General features: G+C 66.4%; 29 protein-coding genes. 17 read left to right on the forward strand and 12 right to left on the reverse strand.

Features of this window, described 5'->3' with window-relative positions:
* Positions 1-41 precede the first annotated feature (41 nt).
* Positions 42-1013, reverse strand: coding sequence for a LacI family DNA-binding transcriptional regulator (locus tag JOF56_RS27895; RefSeq protein ID WP_245378429.1), 972 nt, complete (start codon positions 1011-1013; stop codon positions 42-44).
* Between the two features lie 137 nt (positions 1014-1150).
* Between JOF56_RS27895 and JOF56_RS27900 the strand changes: the two genes are divergently transcribed.
* Genes JOF56_RS27900 through JOF56_RS27910 form a run of 3 tightly spaced genes read left to right on the forward strand, consistent with a single transcriptional unit; the run spans position 1151 to position 2562 of the window.
* Entirely contained in the window at positions 1151-1852 is a 702-nt protein-coding gene (locus JOF56_RS27900) for a fibronectin type III domain-containing protein (protein ID WP_307855286.1), read from the forward strand.
* Between the two features lie 9 nt (positions 1853-1861).
* Complete coding sequence (locus tag JOF56_RS27905; RefSeq protein ID WP_209642457.1) at positions 1862-2260, forward strand: type III secretion system chaperone family protein; 399 nt, start codon at positions 1862-1864, stop codon at positions 2258-2260.
* A 32-nt stretch (positions 2261-2292) separates the two neighbouring features.
* Positions 2293-2562: an isocitrate/isopropylmalate family dehydrogenase gene (locus JOF56_RS27910; protein ID WP_307855287.1), complete on the forward strand. Its 270-nt coding sequence runs from the start codon at positions 2293-2295 to the stop codon at positions 2560-2562.
* Here the strand turns inward: JOF56_RS27910 and JOF56_RS27915 are convergent.
* Positions 2557-2910: a YybH family protein gene (locus tag JOF56_RS27915; protein WP_209642458.1), complete on the reverse strand. Its 354-nt coding sequence runs from the start codon at positions 2908-2910 to the stop codon at positions 2557-2559. The genes JOF56_RS27910 and JOF56_RS27915 overlap by 6 nt on opposite strands.
* Positions 2911-2980: 70 nt before the next feature.
* On the opposite strand from JOF56_RS27915, the gene JOF56_RS27920 reads away from it, so the two are divergent.
* Positions 2981-3847: a LysR family transcriptional regulator gene (locus JOF56_RS27920; protein WP_209642459.1), complete on the forward strand. Its 867-nt coding sequence runs from the start codon at positions 2981-2983 to the stop codon at positions 3845-3847.
* A 9-nt stretch (positions 3848-3856) separates the two neighbouring features.
* Here JOF56_RS27920 and JOF56_RS27925 read toward each other — a convergent pair whose 3' ends face one another.
* Positions 3857-5692, reverse strand: a complete 1836-nt coding sequence (locus JOF56_RS27925; RefSeq protein WP_209642460.1) for a M64 family metallopeptidase — start codon at positions 5690-5692, stop codon at positions 3857-3859.
* 132 nt (positions 5693-5824) lie between these two features.
* On the opposite strand from JOF56_RS27925, the gene JOF56_RS27930 reads away from it, so the two are divergent.
* Positions 5825-6415: a TetR/AcrR family transcriptional regulator gene (locus tag JOF56_RS27930; protein WP_209642461.1), complete on the forward strand. Its 591-nt coding sequence runs from the start codon at positions 5825-5827 to the stop codon at positions 6413-6415.
* On the opposite strand, the gene JOF56_RS27935 is transcribed toward JOF56_RS27930, so the two are convergent.
* The 3 genes from JOF56_RS27935 to JOF56_RS27945 form a co-directional block, all read right to left on the reverse strand.
* Complete coding sequence (locus JOF56_RS27935; protein WP_209642462.1) at positions 6412-7149, reverse strand: pentapeptide repeat-containing protein; 738 nt, start codon at positions 7147-7149, stop codon at positions 6412-6414. The two genes, JOF56_RS27930 and JOF56_RS27935, sit on opposite strands and share 4 nt — an antisense overlap.
* Positions 7150-7188: 39 nt before the next feature.
* A complete protein-coding gene (locus JOF56_RS27940) occupies positions 7189-7839 on the reverse strand; it encodes an SAM-dependent methyltransferase (protein ID WP_209642463.1) in 651 nt (216 codons plus the stop codon).
* A 108-nt stretch (positions 7840-7947) separates the two neighbouring features.
* The gene (locus tag JOF56_RS27945; protein WP_209642464.1) at positions 7948-8943 is read right to left on the reverse strand and encodes a LacI family DNA-binding transcriptional regulator; all 996 of its coding nucleotides are present in this window, start codon (positions 8941-8943) and stop codon (positions 7948-7950) included.
* Positions 8944-9073: 130 nt separating this feature from the next.
* On the opposite strand from JOF56_RS27945, the gene JOF56_RS27950 reads away from it, so the two are divergent.
* A complete protein-coding gene (locus tag JOF56_RS27950) occupies positions 9074-9805 on the forward strand; it encodes an alpha/beta fold hydrolase (protein WP_245378430.1) in 732 nt (243 codons plus the stop codon).
* Here the strand turns inward: JOF56_RS27950 and yidC are convergent.
* The 3 genes from yidC to JOF56_RS27965 form a co-directional block, all read right to left on the reverse strand.
* Complete coding sequence (gene yidC, locus JOF56_RS27955) at positions 9794-10426, reverse strand: membrane protein insertase YidC (RefSeq protein ID WP_209642465.1); 633 nt, start codon at positions 10424-10426, stop codon at positions 9794-9796. The genes JOF56_RS27950 and yidC overlap by 12 nt on opposite strands.
* Before the next feature lie 62 nt (positions 10427-10488).
* On the reverse strand, positions 10489-10773 hold the full coding sequence (locus tag JOF56_RS27960; protein ID WP_209642466.1) for a DUF6412 domain-containing protein: 285 nt from the start codon (positions 10771-10773) through the stop codon (positions 10489-10491).
* Between the two features lie 39 nt (positions 10774-10812).
* Entirely contained in the window at positions 10813-11301 is a 489-nt protein-coding gene (locus JOF56_RS27965) for a DUF2000 domain-containing protein (RefSeq protein ID WP_209642467.1), read from the reverse strand.
* Positions 11302-11389: 88 nt separating this feature from the next.
* On the opposite strand from JOF56_RS27965, the gene JOF56_RS27970 reads away from it, so the two are divergent.
* On the forward strand, positions 11390-11842 hold the full coding sequence (locus JOF56_RS27970; RefSeq protein WP_209648528.1) for an Lrp/AsnC family transcriptional regulator: 453 nt from the start codon (positions 11390-11392) through the stop codon (positions 11840-11842).
* A gap of 63 nt (positions 11843-11905) precedes the next feature.
* Positions 11906-12379, forward strand: a complete 474-nt coding sequence (locus JOF56_RS27975) for a PaaI family thioesterase (protein ID WP_209642468.1) — start codon at positions 11906-11908, stop codon at positions 12377-12379.
* Here JOF56_RS27975 and JOF56_RS27980 read toward each other — a convergent pair.
* Positions 12368-13021 carry a TetR/AcrR family transcriptional regulator gene (locus tag JOF56_RS27980; protein WP_209642469.1) on the reverse strand — a complete coding sequence of 218 codons (654 nt, stop codon included), beginning with the start codon at positions 13019-13021 and terminating at the stop codon, positions 12368-12370. The genes JOF56_RS27975 and JOF56_RS27980 overlap by 12 nt on opposite strands.
* Before the next feature lie 105 nt (positions 13022-13126).
* Between JOF56_RS27980 and JOF56_RS27985 the strand changes: the two genes are divergently transcribed.
* The 9 genes from JOF56_RS27985 to gcl all read left to right on the forward strand — a co-directional run bounded on the left by JOF56_RS27985 (position 13127) and on the right by gcl (position 21841).
* Positions 13127-13804, forward strand: a complete 678-nt coding sequence (locus JOF56_RS27985; RefSeq protein WP_209642470.1) for a DUF998 domain-containing protein — start codon at positions 13127-13129, stop codon at positions 13802-13804.
* A gap of 5 nt (positions 13805-13809) precedes the next feature.
* A complete protein-coding gene (locus JOF56_RS27990) occupies positions 13810-14589 on the forward strand; it encodes an alpha/beta fold hydrolase (protein ID WP_209642471.1) in 780 nt (259 codons plus the stop codon).
* A 3-nt stretch (positions 14590-14592) separates the two neighbouring features.
* Positions 14593-15036 carry a YdeI/OmpD-associated family protein gene (locus JOF56_RS27995; RefSeq protein WP_209642472.1) on the forward strand — a complete coding sequence of 148 codons (444 nt, stop codon included), beginning with the start codon at positions 14593-14595 and terminating at the stop codon, positions 15034-15036.
* Positions 15037-15115: 79 nt separating this feature from the next.
* Positions 15116-15628: a DinB family protein gene (locus JOF56_RS28000; protein ID WP_209642473.1), complete on the forward strand. Its 513-nt coding sequence runs from the start codon at positions 15116-15118 to the stop codon at positions 15626-15628.
* Between the two features lie 90 nt (positions 15629-15718).
* Complete coding sequence (locus JOF56_RS28005) at positions 15719-16036, forward strand: hypothetical protein (protein ID WP_209642474.1); 318 nt, start codon at positions 15719-15721, stop codon at positions 16034-16036.
* 90 nt (positions 16037-16126) lie between these two features.
* Positions 16127-18220 carry a hypothetical protein gene (locus JOF56_RS28010; protein ID WP_209642475.1) on the forward strand — a complete coding sequence of 698 codons (2094 nt, stop codon included), beginning with the start codon at positions 16127-16129 and terminating at the stop codon, positions 18218-18220.
* Positions 18221-18405: 185 nt separating this feature from the next.
* Positions 18406-19221 (forward strand): hydroxypyruvate isomerase family protein, encoded by an 816-nt coding sequence (locus JOF56_RS28015; protein ID WP_307855288.1) that lies wholly within the window; start codon positions 18406-18408, stop codon positions 19219-19221.
* A 14-nt stretch (positions 19222-19235) separates the two neighbouring features.
* Positions 19236-20111: a 2-hydroxy-3-oxopropionate reductase gene (locus JOF56_RS28020; protein ID WP_209642476.1), complete on the forward strand. Its 876-nt coding sequence runs from the start codon at positions 19236-19238 to the stop codon at positions 20109-20111.
* Between the two features lie 14 nt (positions 20112-20125).
* Positions 20126-21841, forward strand: coding sequence for a glyoxylate carboligase (gene gcl, locus JOF56_RS28025; protein WP_209642477.1), 1716 nt, complete (start codon positions 20126-20128; stop codon positions 21839-21841).
* Here the strand turns inward: gcl and JOF56_RS28030 are convergent, their stop codons facing one another.
* On the reverse strand, positions 21842-22411 hold the full coding sequence (locus JOF56_RS28030) for a methyltransferase family protein (protein WP_209642478.1): 570 nt from the start codon (positions 22409-22411) through the stop codon (positions 21842-21844).
* A 47-nt stretch (positions 22412-22458) separates the two neighbouring features.
* The gene (locus JOF56_RS28035; protein ID WP_209642479.1) at positions 22459-22812 is read right to left on the reverse strand and encodes a YciI family protein; all 354 of its coding nucleotides are present in this window, start codon (positions 22810-22812) and stop codon (positions 22459-22461) included.
* Positions 22813-22833 lie beyond the last annotated feature (21 nt).

Raw genomic sequence — 22833 nt, forward strand, 5'->3', positions numbered from 1 at the left:
GTGAGTCGAGTGTGAAACGCGTGCGTCCCGGATGTCAAGGATCAGGCGGAGCCGCGCAGCATGAGCTCGGCCCTGATGACGGCCACCTCGGGACGTTGCCCGGCCAGCAGCTGTCCGACCTGGTCAATGGCCACGGCGCCGACCTGGCGGGTGTCGATCCGGACGCTGGACAGCGGCGGCTCGACCATGTTGCCGATGGCCAGGCCGTCGAACCCGATCACCGCCATGTCGGCGGGCACGCGCCGGCCGAGCAGCCGTGCCTGGAACATCGCGCCGATGGCGATCACGTCGTTGTAGGTCAGGATCGCGTCGAGGTCGGGATGTGCCTCGAGCATGGCGGCCATCGCGCGCTGACCGCCCTCAATGGACTGCGCCGCAGGCATCACGCACCCGGTGAGCCGGCGTTCGCGCATCGCCTCGGCGTACCACTGGTATCGGCTGCTGGGCTCGTCGTAGTCGTAGTCGAGCATGCCGATCCGCCGACGCCCGCCCGCGGCCAGGTGCGCGATCGCGGCGTGCACGCCGTCCTCGCCGTCCACCTGGATCGAGCCGAACCGGCCGGTGACGTCCTCCCGGCCGATCTGGACCACCGGCATACCGCTGGTGTACTGGTCGATCACCGCGTCCGGCTGGCTGAAATAGCCGATCACGGCGTCCACTTGGGAGCCGACCATGCTCAACGTGGACTGTTCCTGACCGGCGTCGTCGGCGGTGTCGTAGACGACCACGTGCCAGTCGCGTTTGCGGGCCGCGTCCAACGCGCCGGACGCCACCTCGGTGAAGTACGGGTTGAGCAGGTTGGGAATGACCAGCCCGATCGACGTGGAGTCCTGACGGACCAGGCCGCGGGCGAAGCGGCTGGGCCGGTAACCCAGCTCCCGCGCGGTATCCAGCACGCGCTGCTTGGTGGAGACGTCGATCTCGCCCTTGTCGTTCAGCGCCCGCGACACGGTTTGATAGGAGACACCGGCCGACCGGGCGACGTCACGGATCGTTATCCGTTTGCCCGTCATCAGCCCCACCTCCGTTTCCACGACGGTAGCAGCCACCCGGAGGCCGCCTCTTGCTAGCGGGCGATCACTGCCCGTAGGCTGAGAAACCCGCCGCCGCCGGGAACCCTTGCACCGGAGGATTCTGTGGACAGGCAGCGGTGATCAGGCGCCTCGCGGCCGTGCCGCTCGTGGTGCTGGCCGGTTGTTCGGCCGGTCCTGCGGACGACGCCCCGCCGCCACCCAACTTGACGGCGACCCTGACGACGCCGACGAACATCGATCTGGCCTGGCATGCCACGGATCCAGCTGCGGCCGGGCAGGTCGTGGAGTACGCGACCGAGCCGAACGGCACGTACACGATCCTGGGATACCTGCCGCCCGCCGGGACGAAGTACCGGCATCCGGACCTGATCCCGCAAACGCCGTTCTACTACCGGATCCGGCCCTACTACGGCACGGCTTCGGCGCCGGTGGAGCTCACGTTGCCGCCCGGCGAGTTCGAGGAGAACCCCAACGAGGACGAGGATTGGGTGAAGCCCAAGACGCTGCCTGGAGGACCGGCCGACAAGACCGTGGTGAAGGACGCCAAGGGCACGCCGGCCAATTTCACTGTGACCATCGTGCACGCCAACGGTGTCAAGTTCACCTGGGAGGATCGCACCAGCGACGAAGAGGGATTTCTGCTGGAGATCAAACCTGATGGGGCGCCGGACTTCGTGGTGTCGGGCGTGCTCGATCCCGATGTGAACGCATTCGGTATGGTCACTCTGCCGAATGAGAAAAAAGCGACATATCGGGTGAGACCATATCGATTCGGCGAACCCACGAACACCGCACACCAGACGACCGGGATTGGTTAGGGTTTCCTGGTGGCTACCTGGGATGAGCTGGCTGAGTACGTACGGACCGAATATGACATCGTCAGTGAGACAGCGGGCGAGATCCGGCTGCTTTACACATTCGACGAGGACAGTGACCGCACGCAGGTGATGATCGTGGCGCGGGAGGAACTGGACCAGAAATACGAGTGGGTCCAGATCGCCACACCGATCGGACTGGCCCGCAATGTCGATCTGCATGCCCTGCTGCAGGCGATCGGCCACACCACGATCTCCGGGGGCGCGGCGATCATCGGCGAGCACGTGGTGATCCGGCATTCACTGCCGCTGATCAATCTCGATATCCACGAGTTCACCGATCCGCTCACACTGATCGCGGGTGCGGCCGACGAACTGGAATCGGAATTCTTCGGCGGCGACGACTACTGATTCCTGTTGTTCACTGTGGGGTGGCGGCTGCGGTGCCGATCTGGTGCGATTTCGCCATGCAGACGCACCGCATCGCGCTCATCCCCGGAGACGGCATCGGCCAGGAGGTGACGCCGGCTGCCTGTGCGGTTCTCGACGCGGCCGGCAAGCGCCACGGCTTTGCCCTGACATATGACTCGTTCGACTGGTCCTGTGCGCGCTATCTGAGTGAGGGCGCGATGATGCCGGCCGGCGCGCTCGACCGGATTCGCGGGTATGACGCGATTTTCTTCACGCAGGCGGTGCCGGACACATTGTCATGACGTGACAGGGGCTTCCGGGCGGTCGAGGATCCGCAGCCAGGAGCCGTCGGCCTGCCGGCGGGCGACCTGGGTGCGGCCGCCTGTGCCGTCGGCCGGCCGGGTGGCCGTGAGGGCGATGTCGCCGGTGATCAAGGTGGGCAGCGCAGCCTCTACAGTGAACTCGAGACCGGCGGACACCAGCTGCGTCAGCACGGCCCGGATCTCGTCGTGTCCGGTGTGGTGGGTTCCGGCGGGGAAGTCCAGGACGGCGTCCGGTTCGTAGAGCCGGGTCAGGCTTTCGGCGTCGCCCGCGTTGGCGTATTCGACGAACAGACGGGCCAGGTCTTCAGGGGTTGCTGCCTTCTTCATGCCTCCAGCGTGATCGCTGACGTGCCAGAAGTCCAAGAGATAGATCTTCTGATAGCTAGAATCATTGCTTATGGAGCTGAGGCAGCTGGCGTACTTCGTGGCTGTGGTCGAAGAGGCGAGTTTCACCAAGGCCGCGGCGCGGATGCACGTGGCCCAGCCTGGTGTGAGCGCGCAGATCCGGCAGCTGGAGAAGGAGTTCGGGCAGGAGTTGCTGGACCGTTCAGGCCGGGCGGTCACGATGACGGAAGCTGGGAGGACGGTTCTGCCGTTCGCACGGGCGGCTTTGGCGGCGGTGGACGGAGCGAGACTTGCTGTCGACGAGCTCGCGGGACTGGTGCGTGGGCATGTCGCGATCGGCATGGTGACGTCGCACAATGTGGACATCCCGGGAATGCTCGCTGGATTTCATGCGAGCCACCCGGCTGTGGAGATCACGCTGGCGGAGTCGCACTCCAGCGATCTGATGGACGACCTGCGGGCCGGGCGGCTGGATGTCGCGATCATCGGTGTCGCCGACGAGCCCGCCGATCTTGAGCTGCACACGCTGTCGGATGAGCCACTGGTCGCGGCCGTCAGCGGCGAAGGCACCAGAAGCCGGATCCCGATCCGGGATCTGAAGGACCGGCCGCTGATCTGCCTGCCGAACGGCACAGGCATTCGTGCGATCCTGGAAAATGCCTGTGCCGCAGCGGGTTTTCAGCCGCACGTGACACTGGAGGCCGGGACACCGCTGGTGCTCGCCCAGTTGGCGGAGCTCGGGCTGGGCATGGCGATCCTGCCGGAGTCGATCGTCCGCAACCGGCCCGGGCTGCGGGCGCTCAGGATCACCGGTGCCGACCTGCGTGGGAAACTGGCGCTGGCCTGGCGGAAAAGTGCGCCGCGCAGCCCAGCGGCCAGAGCGTTCACCACCCACGCGGTGCGGTTCGTCACGCGATGAACACGGTCGTCAGCTCGGCCGTTGCAGCGTCACGATGAACTTCCCGGTCGCGCCGACGTTGCCGGCCGAGTCGACCGCGCGGTACTCGATGGTGTGCCGGCCGTAGCCGGGCGGCACGTTGTCCCAAGGGGACAGCCGAGGCTCGCCGAGCTTGCCGTACACGAGATTGTCGATGTTCGTGCCTTCGGGGGTGAACAGGAACGGCGCGCCTGCGTCGGTCGGCCAGCCGAAGTAGTTGAACCAGCCGTCGCGGTTGACCCGGAACTCGGTGATGTTGTAGCCGGGAGTGTTGTCGGTCGCGCTGAGCTTCATCGTGAACGGCGCGTCGAACACGTACTCCGTCGGCTGGCCGGGCCGGTCGACTTTGCTCACCGGCTTGGACAGTTCGTAGTTCACCGCGGGCGCGGTGGCGTCGATCTTCCAGGTGAGAGTACGGCTGGGCAGGGACGCGGTCAGCGTGTGTTCTCCGGTGAGCTGGAACCGGGACAGGTCCAGATCACGGTCGTTGCCCGGGTTCGGTACCTGGCGGCCGTCGATTGCCCACCGCACGGCCAGGATCTGGTCGACCGGCCGCGTGGTCTCGGCGTAGACGACGTCTTGCGCGCCGACGGGGTTTCCAGTGGGCGTCGACGATGTGAAATCTGCCGGAACCGGGTTGCGCGGTGTGCGGATCGAGGTGTCCACGGTCCATGTCCGGGTCTGTGTGAGCGCCGACGAATTCCGGATCGCGGGATCACGAACGAAATCGGTCTGGTCGACGACGGTCGCCGTAAGTGTGTGCCTGCCAGGGCTGGGGCGGACTGTCCGCAGGTCGACGCTCCGGCTGCCGTCGGTCGGCAGGACCCGGCCGTCCAGCCGCCAGGTCACCGTCAACGTGTGTGACGCTGGGTGCAACGGCTCGACCCAGACCGCCCGATCGGCGCCGATCGGCGCGGAGTTCGGTGTGCCGTCTTGCAGAATGCTGGTCTTGCCCGAGATCCGCTGGGTCATGCGCTCCCGGCTGATCTGGTCGAAGTAGTAGCCCAGCGACTTCATCATCGAGTGCCTGCTCGGCCGCCAGACCCCACTGCCGCTGTAGAGACCGCCCTCGTAGCGGCCGATCGGGCCGCCGGATTCACTCTGCTCGCCCAGCCATCGCCACCACTTGCTGCGCTGGGCCTGCATCTGTTGCGTGGTCGACAAAGTGTGGTGGATCGACGACGGTTCGCCGCCGGTGTAGGCGTCGCCGCGAACACCGCGTGAGTAGTAGTCGTACTCGTCGTCCAAGCCGCCTAACGAATGGCCGAGTTCGTGGGGCGTGATCAATGCGGAAAGCGCATTCCCGCCCGACGCGGTCGCGTACGTTCCGCCCGCGCCGCCGTAGGTGTTGCTGTTGCCGATCGCGAGAAGCTGGCGGTTGCCCGCGTTGGTGCCAGGCACGAGGTTCGCGTACTGCGTCAGGGCGGCGTTGTTGACTGTCAGCAACCGCTGCACGCTCGCGGAGTTGCAGCCGCCCCAGAACGCCATGCCCAGCGGGGTGTTCCGGCGTGGCGAGGTCAGGTCCGGGTCGCAGCTGACACCGGATTCGGCGGACGGCACCTCGACCGCGTAGACGTTGAGGTAACTGCGGTAGGTCTTGAACGGTTCCAGTGTCATCAGCACGTTCATGTGCCGGTCGACGTGTTCCCGGAAGCGGGGCATCTCGGCGGCGGTGTAGCCGTCACCGACAATGACGATGTTGAAGCGTTTCGCTGGATCGCCGGTGATCCGGACCGGCACGACGGTCGCCGCCTGGGCGACCGCTGGAATCGGCGTTACGAACGGCAGTACAGCCGCCGCGGCCGTCACGAGCGCGCGTCTCCACATGTGCTCGCACGCTAGGCACAACCGGACATCCTTGTGCAGAGCCGAAAGTACGGAGTTCTCACCGCGCTCGGGCGAGTGGGGCGCCTGTCCAAGTCGGCTGTCTACAGTGTTCTCGCCGGTTATGCTCTTGCAGTGGCGCATGTCCCTGCAGAACAACGACGCCAGCAGTTGGTGGCTGCCGCCTTCCGGGTGGTGGCCCGGGAAGGCGTTGCCGCGGCAAGCACCCGCCGGATCGCCCATGAGGCCAAGGTGCCGCCTGCCGTTGTGCATTACTGCTTCCATTCGGTGGAAGAGCTGATAGACGCCTTGATGGCAGCGGTGTTCGCGGATGTGGCCGAAGCCGCCGCGGTCGCGTTGCGGGCCAGCGGCGCGGTCGAGCATTCCCTGCGAACGGCCCTGCGCCGATTATGGGGGTCCTATCGGGACGATCCGGCCGGGCATCAGGCCGTCGTCGAACTCGTCGCACACGCGTTACGCCGTCCAGCGGCAACCATGATCGTCCGTGAGCACCAGTGCGTGCTCGGCACGCTCGCCGAACAGTTCCTCGCCGACCTGGCGGTCCGCAACAAGACGACCTGGCGCTCACCCACCAGGGTGCTGAGCCGGTTCCTGATCTCCACTGTGGACGGTGTGCTGCTGAACTGGCTGATCGACCGGGACGACGCGGAAACCGAGGCAGCACTGGAATGGCTGGCCATCACCCTCGCGGCCGAGGCCGTTTAACCTGGCCAGCGGAATTTCACGGCGTTGGTCAGGACGCGCGAGGTGTCGGTGAACATCGCGCGGCCGCGGAACACGGCGTCGTCGAAACGGGCCTTTGTCGCGAATGTCGCGTTCTGGAACAGTGCCCGGCCGCCGAAGTACACGTCGTCGAAACTCGCGTCGTCGCCGAACCTGGCCCCGGTGAAGTCGGCCCGGCCGGAGATCCGGGCGTGGAAGAACCGGGCCTCACCCGCGATCCCGGCATCCGGGAACATCGCGTTGCCGGTGAAAGTCGCGTTGTGGAACAGCGCGTGTGAGCCGAAGGTCGTCTGGTTGAACAACGCGTGCCGGGCGAAGCAGGCCTTCTCGAACCGGACAGTGCCGGTGAACGTGGTGCGGGCGAACCGCGCGTCGCCGTCGAATCTGGTCCAGCCGAAGTCCGCACGGTGGACTTCACAGCCGGAGAGGTCGAAGCCGGACAGCCGCGCCTGGCCGAGGTGCAGATCCAGGCCGGGCCAGAACCCGCCCTTGTCCGGCCGCAGATGGGTGTGCAGCAGGCGGTACATCAGCAGCCGCCACTGGATCGGGTGATCGCCCCTGAGCTGGTCGCAGACATGGTCGAGCCATTCCTGCCGGTGCGCCTGCCCGCCACCGGCCGACCGTTCCAGGTAACGCAGGCCTTCCAGGCGACGCGCGTAGTCCTGCGATCGCACCTGGATCGACGCCTTGTGCCTGCGTTCGGCTCTGGGTGACACCTGTCCATTGTTCTCCCGTGCCAGGCTGCCGGCACAGCATCAGGTCATGGTGGCGATCACAAAACTGACCGCGGGCGGGGGAGCGAGTTCGTACGCCGATGCGAGCTCGGTTCCGCGATAGAGCTGGACGTCCCAGCCGTGCCGGCTGAGCCAGTCGACTGTTCGCGAGCCCAGTCCGCCTTTCCACAGCTGCTCCACCGGGTCTTCGCGGTCCCCGGCCCGGCCTCCGGTCTGTTCGCACGCGAGCCGGCTGCCGGCTGCCGACAGCCGGCCGATCGACGTGAACAACCGGCCTGCCTCGGTCTCGGAGAGGTACATGAGCACGCCCTGCACAAGCCAAGCCGTGCGGCCGGACGGCTCGAAACCGGCATCGATGAGCCTGGCGGGCCAATCCGAACGCAGGTCGACATCCAGCACCGTACGGCCGCCACGGGCCACGGCGGCACTCGCGGACAGTATTTTCTCCTTGTACGCCAGCAGTTGCGGCGAATCGAGCTCGTAGAGACGGACCTCGTCGGGCCAGTCCAGCCGGAAGGCCCGGGTGTCCAGGCCCGCGGCCAGCAGCACGATCTGCAGGCAGCCTGCCGTGCTGGCGGCCAGCAGGTAGTCGTCGTAGAACCGGGCCTGGATCGCGGTGTGCGCCATGAACGCGGCGTTGGCGGCCTGGACCCGGTCTGCGCTCGACTCCATGCACACCTCCGAAATGGCCCGGATCCGGCCGATTGTCTCAGCCCGGCCCGGTCGCAAGCCTGCCCTTATGGGTAGGCAGGGAGGTAGTGCGGGGCTTCCCAGGGGACCTCAGGGTGCGGAGTCGCGGACGATCAAAGAGGTGGGGACGATGTGCGGCTCGTGCGGGAAAGGCTCCCCGGCCAGCCTCGACAGCAGCATCCGGGCCGCTGCCTCACCCATCTCACGGGACGGCTGACGCACGGTCGTAAGCGCAGGCTGGGTGTGCGCGGCGATAGGGATGTCGTCGAAGCCGATCACCGCCACGTCATCGGGCACCGCACGCCCAGCCGCGCGCAAGGCGTCGAGCACGCCGACAGCCATCAGGTCGTTCTGAGCGAAGACACCGTCCAGTTCCACGCCTGCTTCCAGGAGCGGCTGGATCGCCTCGCGGCCACCGTCACGGGTGAAGTCGCCTTCGATCAGGAACTTCTCCTCGAGCGGGACGCCGGCGTCCTCGAGCGTCGAACGGAAACCGTCGGTCCGGTCCCTGGTACAGCCGAACTGGGAGGGACCGGTGACGACCGCCATCCGGCGCCGTCCGGTGGCCAGCAGATGCCGGGCTGCATCCACGGCACCCTGCTTGTTGCTCGTGGCCACCGAGGGAAAACCGGGATGATCACCGCGGTCGTCGATCATCACCATCGGGAATCCCGACTCGTGCAGGCCGCTGATGTAGCTCAACGTGTCCGGCGGTTCGATCAGCAACAGCCCGTCGAAGGCGTTGGCCGACACGTGCCGGGCGAACTGCGTCAAAGAGTCGGCGCCACGGTTCATCGTGTTGAGCAGCAAGCCGTAACCCATGGCTTCCAGAACGTCGGCGACACCCTGCAGCACGTCGCCCATCCACGGCCAGGTGAGTCCCGGCACCAACATGCCGACAGTCTGGGTACGGCCCTTGGCGAGGCCGACCGCGCGGGCACTCGGCGTGTAACCGGTCGCCGCGATGACCTCGCGGACCCGGATCGCTGTCGAGGCGTCCACATCGCCCTTGTTGTTGAGCACCCGCGAGACGGTCGCTTTGCTCACTCTCGCCCGTCTGGCGACTTCAGCGATGGTGACGCGCAATGGTCCTCCTCTGCCGACGGCCTGATCAGAATAGCCATTTGCCGAGATGGTGATTCAGGCGGCGAATACTTCAGGGCGCGGAAAAAGCCGGCGGAATCGTCCCGCGAGTCCTTGATCACCGGGAACGCTAATGTGGGACGAGGAACAGTTCGCGAACAAGGGGGCAGGCCCGATGGCGACCTATGTACTCATCCCAGGTGCCGGCGGCCAGGCCAGTCACTGGCGGTTCGTGGCTCCTGAACTGCGCAAGCGTGGCCACGACGTGGTCGCGGTCGACCTGCCTGCCGATGACGACGAGGCCGGGTTCGACGAGTACGCCGACGCGATCGTCGAGGCCGTCGGCGACCGGCGGGACCTGATCCTGGTCGCCCAGTCCCTGGCCGGGTTCTCCGCGCCGATCGCATGCACGCGGATCAAGGCCGACCTGCTGGTCATGGTCGCCGCGATGACCCCGAAACCCGGTGAGTCCGCCGGTGAGTGGTGGACGGCCACCGGGCAGGACCAGGCCGAACGCGAGCTCAAGGAGTCGTTCGGGGTGCCCGGCGACAGCCCGTTCGACCCGCTTTTCACGTTCCTGCACGACGTTCCGGCAGGCGTGCTCGCCGAGGTGCTGGCCGAGGGCGAGATCGTCCAGTCCGGGACGCCGTTCGCCAAGCCGTGGCCGTTGCGGGCCTGGCCGGACGTGCCGACCAGGTTCCTGCTCTGCCAGGACGACCGGATGTTCCCGGCGGCGTTCCAGCGCCGGATCGTCCAGGAGCGCCTGGGGTTCACGCCGGACGAGATGCCCGGCGGTCACCTTCCCGCGTTCTCCCGCCCGTTGGATCTTGTCGAACGCCTTGAGGCGTACCGGCTATCGGCGTAGGTATGCCCGTTCGACCACCGTCCAAGTCGTGGTGGTGAGCAGATACAGCCCGGCTGCCAACGGAACTACCACCACCGCCAACGAGGTGCCGAACGGCAGCAGCCGCATGAACTTCGGAGTCTCCGGCGGCAGTGCCCGTGACGAGAAGTAACCCACCACGAGCAAGGCTACGAACAGCACGGCGAAGACCAGGCCGCCGCCGGAGCCGAAAAGGCGGCTGCCCAGTGGCGCGCCGAACATCACCTCGCTGAGCAGGCCGTTCGCCGTGCCGTTGATGGCCGGGGCGGTGAACAGGTGGTACATCACCATGAAAACCGGCAGTTGCAGCAGCATCGGCAGGCAGCCCGCGAACAGCGAGGTACCGGAATCCTGGTACAGGGCCAGCATTTCCCGCTGCATGCGCTCGGGATTCCGGTGGTGTTTCTCGCGGATCCCGGCCGCCTGCGGTGCCAGCGCGGCGCGGGCTTTCTCGCCGCGGACGGCCGAGCGGGCAAGGGGGTGGAGCAACAGCCGGACACACGCGGTGAACAGCACGATCGCCGCCGCGGTACCGGTTGCGGTGGCCAGCCAGGCGACCAGATGGAACGCGCCTTCTGCGGGCACGTCAAGGAAATCGAACATGGCAAGCAGCACTCCGTCATGTCAGGGGAAGAAGGACAGGCGGAAAGCGGCTGCGGGGTGACTCAGGCAGCCGCTGCTGCGGCTCCTGGAGCTCGAGGACGTGGCCTGCCGGAGGCGTCGGGATCGCGCAGGCGAAGAAAAACACTGCGGCGCGCGCGTTCGCGTAACGCGATGGCCCGGGTCCGTGCGGGCGCACCGGTCGGTGCCGGCAGGACACAGATCGACAGGATGATCGCGATACCGGCGGTCAGCGCCGTGGCCAGCGCGATCGGGCCGGAACCGTTGAACGTCAACAGGACGAACGCGACCGGCAGGAACACCGCGAGCAGCAGTTGAAGCCGCGGCATGGCGCCCCCTTTCGTCCGGTCGAGTTCCAGCGTACCGGGCTATGCCAGCAGCTGGAGTCCCTTGACCAGCTTGGCGATCCGGTTGCGCGGGCCGATCACGCTGATCGCGCAAGTGGCGAGATCGGCGGGTTTGGTCTCGGCCAGTTCGGCGAGGTACTCGTCGTAGACGCGGTTTGTCTGCGCGCTCATGGGCATGTCGGCGAGAAGAACACCCGCACTGGTCACAGCTTTCTCCCTGATCTCCGCGATCTGCCCGGGTGTGGCCCGCAGGACGCTGCAGCCGGCCCACGGCAGTCCGGGGTGGTACTGGCCGGACGCGTCCGGGCCGCCGGGCCCGATCAAGCCGGTGACCGCCTGGCCGGTGCTCGCCGCGATGCAGGCGACGGCGTTGACCATCCGGCCGGCGGGGATGCTCTCGTCGACCACGACCACCCATTTGAGCTGGGCGGCCCGGGTCGCCTCGCCGGTGACGATCTCGTCGGGGGCGAAACCGACAATGCCTGAAGACACGTTTGACCTCTCGTTCATGCGGGAATTGCCATAAACGCTAATCTCTTCTTGGGAACGACGGCAATATCGGTGAACTTAATTCGGCAGCGAGGTGGCTGGCGTGGATCTGGACGAACTTGATACGGCGATCCTGCGGGAGCTGCAGTTGGACGCACGGCGCACCAACCGCGACATCGCGTCCGCAGTTGGTGTCGCGCCGTCCACCGCGCTCGAGCGGACGAGAGGGCTTCGGGAGCGTGGTGTGATCCGTGGGGCCGTACTCGACGTGAACCTGGCCGCGATCGGCCGGGCCGTGCAGGCGCTCATCGCGATCCGGATCAGGCCGCCGTCGCGGCGCAACATCGAGGCGTTCCGCAACTGGATCACCACGTTGCCCGAGACCATCGGGGTTTTCGTGGTGTCGGGCAGTGAGGACTTCCTGGTGCACGTGGCCGTGCGGGACAACCAAGACCTTTACGCGTTTGTCATCGACCAGATCACAGAGCGTGCGGAAGTCGCCGACGTGCGCACGAGCGTTGTCTACGAACACCTGCACAGCACCAAGATCGAGCCGCGCTGAGCGCGTACACGCTTCGGTGTGAAGTGTCCCTTTGACACCGGCCTGTCCGGCATAGTGTGCGCCATGGCTACGCCAACGGGATTCTTCTGGGACATGATGGCCGGTCGCACGCCGGCCCCGGCCGCGGCGGCGACCCTCGGCTGGAAACTGCGGGAAGTCGATCCACAGGAGGGCACGATCGAGGTCGAGTTCGAGGCGAGTGACAGATTCACCAACCCCGCCGGGCATGTGCAGGGTGGTTTTCTCGCGGCGATGCTCGACGACACAATGGGACCGGCGCTGGCCGCGACATTGGGGCCAGGGCAATTCGCGCCGACACTGGATCTGCATGTGCAGTTTCTGCGGGTCGCGTGGCCCGGCACGTTGATCGGGAAGGCCACGGTTGTCCGCCGTGGCAAGCAGGTCTGTCACCTGCGCGGGGAGCTCACCGACTCAGCCGGACGGGTGATCGCGACCGCCATCGCGACGGCGATGGTGCAACGTGGCGAGCGTGTCCGCGACCGCAGCACGGTACAGACGGAAACACTAATCGGCTGACCCGCCGTAAGCGGCGAGGAATACCCGGACCCCTTCATCGGCGAAGTGGTCCAGTTCCTCGGTGGTGAACCCGGTGTCGTCACCGAAGAACATCGCCTTGTCCAACGCGATTCCGAGAATAAGGAAAGCGAAGTGCTTGGCGGCCAATGCCGGGTCTTGCACGCGTAGCAGTCCGCGCTCGGCCAGGTGCTGGAACTCGGGCGCGAGAGCGGTGAGGACGCGTTCGGGTGCGCGTTCGTAGTAAGTGCGCGCGAGATCGGGGAATCGCGCGGCCTCACCCACCAGTAGCCTGCGCATTTGCAGGACCTGCGGCCGCAATATCGAATGCAGGTATTGCCGCGCCAGCGCGGGCAGGTCTTTGGCGAGATCGGTGCTGTTGTGCAGTTTGTCGCCGATCAGCTTGACGAACGCGTCGACCGTGGCCGAGACGCCCAGGATGATCTCGCTGAACAGCCCTTCCTTGTCGGTGAAGTTCTTGTAGACCGTCTGCTTGGACACCGCGGCCAGCGCCGCGACATCGTCCATGCTCGTGCCCTGGTAGCCGTTGCGCAGGAACAACGTGGTCGCGGCCTCCATGATCAGCCGGCGTTTCCGGGCGGACCGGCCTTCTTCCATCCCGACGCCCACACCCGCGATTCCCATGATCAGCCTCCTTGCCCGAATAGTACTAGACGGGTCAGTACTCGCTACAGTACTGTACGGTCTAGTTCTCGTCGAGGCGTTGACCAGGTGAAAAGGAGAGACCTCATGACTCAAGCTGTCTGGACACCGGAGACCGAAGCCGCCGACACCCGGACCCCGCACCCCGCGCGCATCACCAAGTCCCTGCTGGGTTACGGCGTGCTCGCCGGTCCCTTCTATGTCGTGGTGTCGCTGGTCCAGGCGTTCACGAGAGACGGTTTCGATCTCACGAAGCATCCGTGGAGCGTGCTGGCCAACGGTGACGTCGGCTGGATCCAGACCACGAACCTGATCCTCACCGGCCTGATGGTGATCGCGGCCGCGGTCGGCATACGCCGGTTACTACGCGGTGGCATGGGCGGGACGTGGGGTCCGGCGCTGATCGGCGTGTTCGGTCTGGGCATGGTCGCCAGCGGGTTCTTCCCGGCCGATCCGGTACCGGGATTCCCCAGTGACGTGGTCGGTCTGCCGACACAGCCGACTATGGCGGGCACGCTGCACTTCGTCTGTGGTGGCATCGGGTTCCTCTGCTTCATCGCCGCGTGCTTCGTGATCGCGCGCCGGTTCGCCGGGCGTGGCTGGGCGATGTACTCGCGGATCACCGGTGTGGTGTTCCTGCTGGCGTTCGGCGGGCTCGCCGCCGGGCCGGGCTTCGGGATCCTGGCGTTCACCGTCGGCGTGCTGGCGGCGTTCACCTGGCTGGCCACCACGTCCGTGCAGCTCTACCGGCACGCGGACCGGTGATCGCGATGGGAACCGTGATCTCCGCTGACGGAACCGAGATCGTTTACAAGCGTGCAGGCTCTGGGCCGCCAGTGATCCTGCTCAGCGGCGGGCCTGGCGACAGCTCCGGCGAACAGCCGCTGGCCGAGGTGCTCCGGCCGTTCTTCACCGTGTTCACATACGACCGGCGCGGGCGTGGCCAAAGTGGTGACACCAAGCCGTATTCGGTGGAACGTGACTACGAGGACCTGGCCGCGGTCATCGCCGAGGCAGGCGGATCCGCCGGTGTGTACGGCAGTTCCGGGATGGGCATGATCGGGCTGGAGGCAGCCGCACACGGCGTGCCGGTCAGCAGACTGGCGATGTGGGAGCCGCCGTACATCGTCGAAGGCGCTCGCAGGGCGGTCCCGGCCGACTGGGGCGACCGGGTGGCCGAGCTGATCGCGGCCGGCCGTAGCGAGGACGCCATCCAGTACTGGTTGGTCGAGATCGTCAACGTACCGGTGGAGTACGTGACTTCCATGCGTGGCACGCCTTTCTGGGCTGGGATGGCGGCTTCAGCGCACGCTCTGGTGTACGACGCGGCAATCCTGCGAGATTTCTCCGTGCCCGCCCGCGCGGCTTCGGTCTCGGTGCCGACGCTGGTGATGGACGGCGGCGACGCCGCGTTGCCGTGGATCCGCCAAGGCGTCCAGGAAGTGCTCCGGATTCTGCCGGCCGGGCGGCATCATGTTCTTCTCGACCAGGCCCACGACGTCCCGCCGGAGATCATCGCGCCGGTGCTGATCAAGTTCTTCGAGGAGTGAACGATGAAGTTCCGTACCGTGCTCGAGCAGACCGGCAAGAACACCACCGGGATCCACGTCCCCGACGAAGTCGTGGCCGAACTCGGCACCAGCAAGAGGCCGCCGGTCGTGGTGACCATCAACGGCCACACGTACCGCAACACCATCGCCCGGATGGGCGGCCGGTTCCTGCTGTCGGTCAGCTCGGAGAACCGGGCCAAGGCGGGGGTGGCCGGCGGCGACGAGATCGAGGTCGGTCTCGAGCTGGACACCGAGCCGCGTGTGGTGACCGTGCCCGCCGACTTCGCCGCGGCGCTCGACGGTGAGAAAGCAGCCCGCGAGGCCTTCGACAAGATGGCCTACAGCCATCAGTTGCGCTGGGTGCTGTCGGTCGAGGACGCCAAGACACCCGAGACCCGCCTGCGCCGGATCGCCAAGGCGGTGGAGTCCCTGAAGTCCGGAAAATAAGGCCGCAATGCGGACAGGAACTGACCGCAATTGTTCCTAGAGTTGTCCTCACCAGGGCAACCGAGGAAAGGCGAAGACCATGAGCAGCACCTACACCGAGCCGGTCACCACGGGCGAGCGGGCGGACTTCCTGCAGATGCTGGCCAAGCACCGCGGTTTCCTGAAGTTCACCGTCAAGAACCTCACCGACGAGCAGGCCAACCAGCGCACCACGGTCAGCGAGCTGACCCTCGGCGGCCTGATCAAGCACGTCGCGGCGACCGAGCGCGGGTGGGCGAACTTCATCCTCGAAGGTGCCGCGGGCATGTTCAAGCAGCAGGTGGACTGGGAGGCGCAGTTCTCGATGCGGGGCAACGAGACCCTCGAAGGCCTGCTCGCACAGTACGAGGAGATCGCCGCCCGGACCGACGAACTGGTCCGGACAGTCGACCTGGACGAGTCACACCCGCTGCCCGAGGCCCCATGGTTCGAGAAGGGCGCGGCCTGGTCCAACCGCCGCGTCCTGATGCACATCATCGCCGAGACCTCGCAGCACTCCGGCCACGCCGACATCATCCGCGAAGGCCTCGACGGTTCGAAGACGATGGGCTGAGGCGCCCGGTCCACGTTTTGATGTGGACGGAGCCGAACCGTTGCCGCAACGGGACGTTTGAGAAGGCCTTGACCGGGCGATCCAAGGAGTATGGACCACAGCCGAGCACCCGTGCTTGAGGCGCTGCGCGACTATCACGAGCGTGGTTTCGTGCCCTTCAACGCGCCCGGCCACAAGCAGGGGCGCGGGATAGACCCACGGGTGCTCGAGGTGGTCGGCAGGAATGTGTTCACTGCCGACGTGCTGACCCCGAACGGGTTGGACGGGCGCCGGCTGGATCACGGAGTGCTGCGGGAAGCCCAGGAGTTGATGGCCGACGCGGTCGGCGCCGACCATACGTTCTTCTCGCGGCAGGCATGTACATCCCGGATGCGGTGGACAGCACTCTGGATTCGGTTCGCGTTGTAGCAAACTGACTGGTCCGGGGTGGGCGGGGCACCCGGATGGCCGCCCGATAGTGCGGTGCGCGAGTTCGGCGATTACTGATGTGCTGCCGGTATGTCTCTTTCGGCCGCACAGCGGTCAATACGCAGCGCGCACAGCAGCTTCGAGTCACGCCGTTATGATTCGGCAAGCGACAATTTGGACCGTGCCCTGGAATTGCTTGCCGGGCTACCGGTTGATGAAACCGCCGTTCTGCACGCGGAGATCGCGACGTTGCGGGCCGCGGTGGACGAGGCGGTCGCGGCCGAGGAAGCCGAGCGGATGGTCCGGGCCGCGAAAATGCAGCTCGACCGGGTGGAGCGGGAGCTGGACTCCGGCTACGACGCTGACTACGTTCTGACCAGCACGCTGGCCAAGGCCGAGGAATACGTGCGGGATGTGCCGGACCGCTTCAAGACGGAGATCGTCACGCGGATCGAGGAGTGGCGCGCCCGGCTCAGCGGCAATGCACCCATGCCGGTCGAGGAGTCCGCACCGGCAAAGGAAATCCAGGATGATCACGTCGCCCTGTCGCAGGCGAAAGGCAGGATCAACGCGGCCCGGAACTACGTCGAAAGCGGGCGCTACGAGTGGGTCGAAGGCAACCTGGACGAAGCCGTGGCGCTGCTGGCGACTGTGCAGGGCACCGAGGACCTGCTCGCCGAGATAGCCCGGTTACGCGCCGAAGCCGGGCAAGGGGTCAACGCCGAACACGTCCGGCGCCTGGAAAGTGAACTCGACAGGCACTTCTCCACCGCCGAGGAGACCGGCGACTGGATCTCCACCGAACGCACCCTGGAAGCGGTGCACTACCTCACCCGTCGACTGTCCGAAGAGGATATCCAGACCTACCTCTCCGCCGAGCGGATCTCCGAACTGGAGACGCGGATCGCCACCGCGACCACCAACCGCGTGGCCGCGATCAAGGCCCGAGGGCTGGAAGGCGCGCTGCCGGTATTGGCCGAACTGGAGGAACTGGCCGCAGGTGACCCGTTCGCCGGGCTCGACGAAAACGACGCGTACCGCGTCTCCCAGGCGATGCAGAACGCCAGATCCCGTGTCTACGACCGGCTTTGGTCCATCGCGGCGGACTGGAACCGCGAAACCGCCGCGGACGACCCGGACATCCAGGCGATCGACGCGAGGATCGCCGAAGCCGACCGCAGGATCGAGGCGTCGTCCACGGCATGGTCGACCGCTCAGCAGGTGGCGACCGTCCAGACGCGGTGGGAGCTGCTTGAGCAGAACATCGAGGGCTGGGACGGCGACACATTCGAGATCAACCAGTCGTTTCCGTTCCACGCCCCGGAGCTGCCCCGGACGCGGGCCGCGCTCAGGGAGACCGGTTGGCTGCTCGACGACTCCTCGCTGCAGGAGATCCGCACGCGATTCCCGGACCACCCCGCAGTGCTGGCCGTGTTCGAGAAGGCCGAGCGAGTCCGGGAAGCGTCATTGGCAAAGCTGGCGCAGGCGTATGACCAGGTCCTGGCCAACGCCGACACACTCGAGACGCCGATTCGGTCCGACGACCGGCAGGAACCGGTCCGGTTCATGAACGACGCCGACGCGACGTTCAAGGACACGCCGCACCAGGAATCGCTCGTCTCGCGGGCACGCGCGTTGCACGAGCGCTTCGAGGCCGAGTACGCGGCGATAATCCAGGCCCGCCAGGACTTGTGGGACAAGCTCATGGTCGACAGCGACGCGATCTGGCCGTCCATTGTGGAATCGACTGGTGCCGGGGAACTCGATCCGACCGACGAGCAATCCCGTGGCAAGACGGTGTTGTTGCGCAGCGTCCACAACCGCGCCGGCTGGGAGTGGGGCGGCTTCAGCTTCGCGGTGAACTGGAACGGTGTCCCGGTCGCCGGCGACTACGAGGCGAACGTCCTCACGGCCCTGGAACACGCCTGGTACCAGCTCCAGTTCTCGCACGCCGCCACCCCGGACGGACCCGCGGTCAACGACCGGCTGGAGTGGGACGTGATCGCGGTCGTCCAGGGCAAGGGCCGGGTCACTGAGCGGACCACGATCGTCCGCCGCGACCAGTACGGCAACGAACTCGGCACCGAGGAACAGTGGCTGCCGGTCGATGGGGTCGTCCTGCGAATCATCGGCCTGCACGCGGGCCCAGTCGCCGTCGGCCCCGACCACGACTGGCAGCCGTAGCACCTCACAACCCAGCTCACCCCCTCCGGGTCTGTATGCCCCCAAAGTGGCGTTGGGAGCGCTCAATGCTCCCAACGCCACTTTGGGGGCAAACCTATGAAGCGTTGACGCGTGTCGGGAGTGGAAGTATCGTTTCGTAGGACGGAAGAAAGATTCCACACTACGAAATAACGAAGGAGCGGGGCGTGGACCATCGCTTCCGGTACGACGTGAACCTCTCGATCCTGTTCACCGAGTTGGAGTTGCCCGCGCGGGCGGCTGCTGCCAAGGCGGCCGGGTTCGACGCGGTCGAGTTCTGGTGGCCGTTCGACGTCCCGGTGCCGAGCGAGTCCGATGTGGACATATTCGTGCGGTCGATCCGTGACGAGGGCGTGCGCCTGGTGGGGTTGAACTTCTTCGCCGGTGACATGCCCGGCGGCGAGCGGGGCGTGCTGTCCTCACCTGCCCGCACAGCCGAGTTCCGGGACAACATCGAGGTCGCGGTCGAGATCGCCGACCGGCTCGGCTGCCGAACGTTCAATGCGTTGTACGGCAACAGGATCGATGGTGTATCCGAGGCCGAGCAGGACGAGGTCGCACGCGAGAACATCGCACTCGCGGCCAAGGCAGCCGGCCGGATCGGCGCCACGATCGTGATCGAACCGCTGAGTGGCGCGCCGAAGTATCCGCTGAAGACCGCCGCTGAGGCGCTCGCTGTGATCCAGCGAGTACGCACCGAGGGCGGCGTCGACAACGTCGCACTGCTCGCGGACCTGTACCACCTGGCCGTCAACGGTGACGACCTGGATGTTGTTGTCTCCCAGTATGTCCAGCAGATCGGGCACGTCCAGATCGCGGACGCGCCGGGCCGCAACGAGCCCGGCACCGGTGAGCTCGCCGTCGCGGGCTACCTCGGCGAACTCGCCGACAACGGCTACGACGGCTATATCGGCCTGGAATACAAGCCCAGTGGCGCCAGCGCCGACAGCTTCGACTGGCTACCCCGCGATCTGCGGGCCTGATTCGGAGGAACCAAATGACGGTGGGCTTCATCGGCCTGGGCATCATGGGCAGCCCGATGGCCGTGCACCTGGTCGATGCCGGTCACGACGTGATCGGTTTCGACGTCGTGCCGGCCTCGCTGAGCGCGTTCGCCGAGGCGGGCGGCACGGCGGCGGCGAACGTGGCGGAAACGGTGACACAGGCCGAGGTCGTGATCACCATGCTGCCCGACCACCCGCACGTCGAGTCGGTCGTGTTCGGCGAGGACGGCGTGCTCGCCAACGCCAAGGACGGCTTGCTGCTCATCGACATGAGCACGATCCGTCCGGAGAGCTCACTGGCCATCGCCGAAGCGGCCAAGGCCAAGGGCGTTCGTGTGCTGGACGCCCCGGTCTCCGGTGGCGAGGCGGGCGCCAAGAACGCCGCACTGTCCATCATGGTCGGCGGTGAGGAAGCGGATTTCAACGCTGCCAAGCCATTGTTCGATCTACTGGGCAAGACTGTCGTGCACGTCGGCCCGCATGGCGCCGGGCAGGTCGTCAAGGCGGCCAACCAGCTCGTGGTCGGCGGGACGTACGCCCTGGTGGCCGAGGCGATCGTGCTGCTCGAAGCGTCCGGCGTGGACGCCAGGACCGGGCTGGACGTACTCGCGGGCGGCCTGGCCGCCAGCCGGATCCTCGATCTGAAGCGGGAGACCATGGTGGCGCGCCAGTTCGCGCCGGGCTTCCGGATCGACCTGCACCACAAGGACATGGGCATCGCGCTGGCCGCCGCACGGCAGGCCGACGTCAGCCTGCCGGTCACCGGGCTCGTCGCCCAGCTGATCGCCGCGGCCAGGGCGATGGGACACGGCTCCCTGGACCACTCGGCACTTTTGAAGGTCACCGAACAGCTCTCCAGCCGCGGTTAGAAAGGCAGGATTCCATGCCCAAGATTCCCGCGATGCAGGCCGTGGTCGAAGTGCTCAAGTCCGAGGGCGTGGACACCGCCTTCGGGTGCCCCGGCGCCGCGATCCTGCCGCTGTACAAGGCTCTTGAGGTGGTCGGCGGGATCGAGCACCTGATCGTCCGGCATGAGGAAGGCGCGACCCACATGGCCGACGCGTGGGCCCGCACCAACGGCAAGGTCGGTATCGCGATCGGCACGTCCGGCCCGGCCGGTACCAACATGATCACCGGCCTGTACACGGCCTTGGCCGACTCGATCCCGATCATCTGCATCACCGGCCAGGCGGTGTCGAGCAAGCTGCACCAGGAGGCCTTTCAGGCCGTCGACATCGTCGAGATCGCCAAGCCGGTCACCAAATGGGCGGTGCAGGTCAAGGAAGCCGCGCAGGCGCCGTGGATCTTCCGCGAGGCCTTCCGGATCGCCCAGTCCGGCAGGCCCGGGCCGGTCCTGATCGACCTGCCGGTGGACGTCCAGAAGCAGCTGATCGAATGGGACGCCAGTATCGACGTGCCGCTGCCGATCAGCGTCGTGACCCCGCACCTGCCGCGGGTGGAACGCGCGCTGGACATGCTGCTGGCCGCCGAACGCCCGCTGCTGCTGGCCGGCGGCGGCGTGATCCTCGCCGAGGCGCACGAGCAACTGCTTGAGCTCGCCGAGTACCTGCAGATCCCCGTGCAGGCAACGCTGATGGGCAAGGGCGCGATCGACGAGGATCACCCGCTGTATTCCGGGATGACCGGAATCCAGACGTCCCAGCGCTACGGCAACGCGTCCTTTCTGGAGTCGGACCTGGTTCTCGTGGTGGGCGCGCGGTTCGGTGACCGGCACACCGGCGACCTGGAGACCTACCGGGGTGAGCGCCGGTTCATCCACGTCGATGTCGAGCCGACCCAGATCGGCAAGGTCTTCGCGCCGGACCTCGGCATCGTCTCGGACGCGAAACTGTTCCTGCAGGCCATTCTCGACGTCGCCAAGGCACGCAACGCCAAGGGCGAGCCTGGAGCGTGGGTGGCCAGGATCCAGGAGTTGAAGGCGACGCTGACCCGGCGTGAGGACTTCGACACCGTGCCGGTCAAGGCGCCGCGGGTGTTCAAGGAGATCAACGAGTTCTACGGTCCGGACACCTACTTCGTGACCGCGATCGGGCTGTACCAGATCTGGTCCGGCCAGCACCAGCTGGCGCACAAGCCGCGGCACTACCAGGTCTGCGGCCAGGCCGGCCCGCTCGGGTGGGAGATCCCCGCCGCGATCGGGGTGAAGAAGGCGCTCAAGCACAGCGAGCCGGACGCCGAGGTCGTGGGCATCGTCGGTGACTACTCGTTCCAGTTCCTGGTCGAGGAGCTCGCTGTGGCCGCGCAGTACGACGTTCCGTTCGTGCTCATCATGCTGAACAACGAGTATCTCGGCCTGATCAGGATGGCCGAGGATCACGGCGGCTATCAGATGAACTACGAAGTCGACCTGCACTACGACACGAACGGATCGGACAACGTCAAGATCATGGAGGCGTACGGCTGCTCCGGCCGCCGTGTCACGCAGCCCGGCGAGATCGCGGACGCCCTGTCGTGGGCCCGCAAACAGGCCGACGCCACAAGCAGGCCGGTGCTCGTCGAGATCATGATCGAGCGGGAGGCCAACACCGCGAACGGCACGTCGATCGCCGCCGTCCGCGAGTACGAACCCTTGCCCTAGCTACGAAGTTGTTTTGGGTGGTTGCCACGGTCGCATCCGCGGCAACCACCCGGGCACGGCATCCTTGTACGTGTCGTACTGATTGCCGAAGCTGCGCCTGAGTGCAGGTTCCTCGTGCCAGTGCACCATCGCGTAGAACGCCGCGCACACGACAGCGGCGTACACCAACAGCAGCAACTGGCCCAGGATCAATGCCTGGCCGATGATCGTGCTCAGTACCGCGATGTACATCGGGTTGCGCACGTACCGGTAGAACCCGCCCACCACAAGCTTTTCAGGTGGAGCGACCGGCGCGGGTGTGCCGAAGCCCTCGGCCACGAAGCGGACGAACGCCGAGACGAGCACGGCGACCGCGGCGATGAGCAACACCCAGCCGATCACGCGCAGCGGCGGCCAGAATGGTTCGAATTCCCAACTGGTGATCAAAAAGGGGATCAGGCCCCCGACGATCCCGGGGGCCAGTACGAAGAACCCAGCTGAGCCGATGGCAGCCGCGACTCTGTTGCGCACCACAACAGTGTCGGCCAGATATCCGATCCTACGTCTGCGTAGAACGGATACTTCACCCATATGGCGTTCGGTAAATATATCGAACGGTGTATAGGTGAACGGGCTGGTTACGCGAAGTCGGCTTCCTCGAAGACCTGACGGACCTCGAGCTCACCCTCGCGGAACGGCACACGCTTGGCCCACTGCACGGCCTCGGCCTTCGAGGACACCTCGATGATCCAGAAACCCGCGACGAGCTCCTTGGCCTCGGCGAACGGGCCGTCGGTCACCTTCTCCGCGCCGCCGGGGCCGTAGCTGACGCGGAAGCCCTTCGAACTGTCGCGCAGACCGTCGCCGGCCAGCATCACGCCCGCCTTGGTCATCTCGTCGTTGAACCGGCCCATCTCCGCCAGTTCCTCCTGGGTGGGCATGACGCCGGCCTCGGTCTCCGAGTTGGCCTTGACGATCATCATGAACCGCATCGTGTCTCCTTGGGTGCTTGA

It is taken from the genome of Kibdelosporangium banguiense (assembly GCF_017876405.1).
GTDB classification, from domain to species: Bacteria; Actinomycetota; Actinomycetes; order Mycobacteriales; family Pseudonocardiaceae; genus Kibdelosporangium; species Kibdelosporangium banguiense.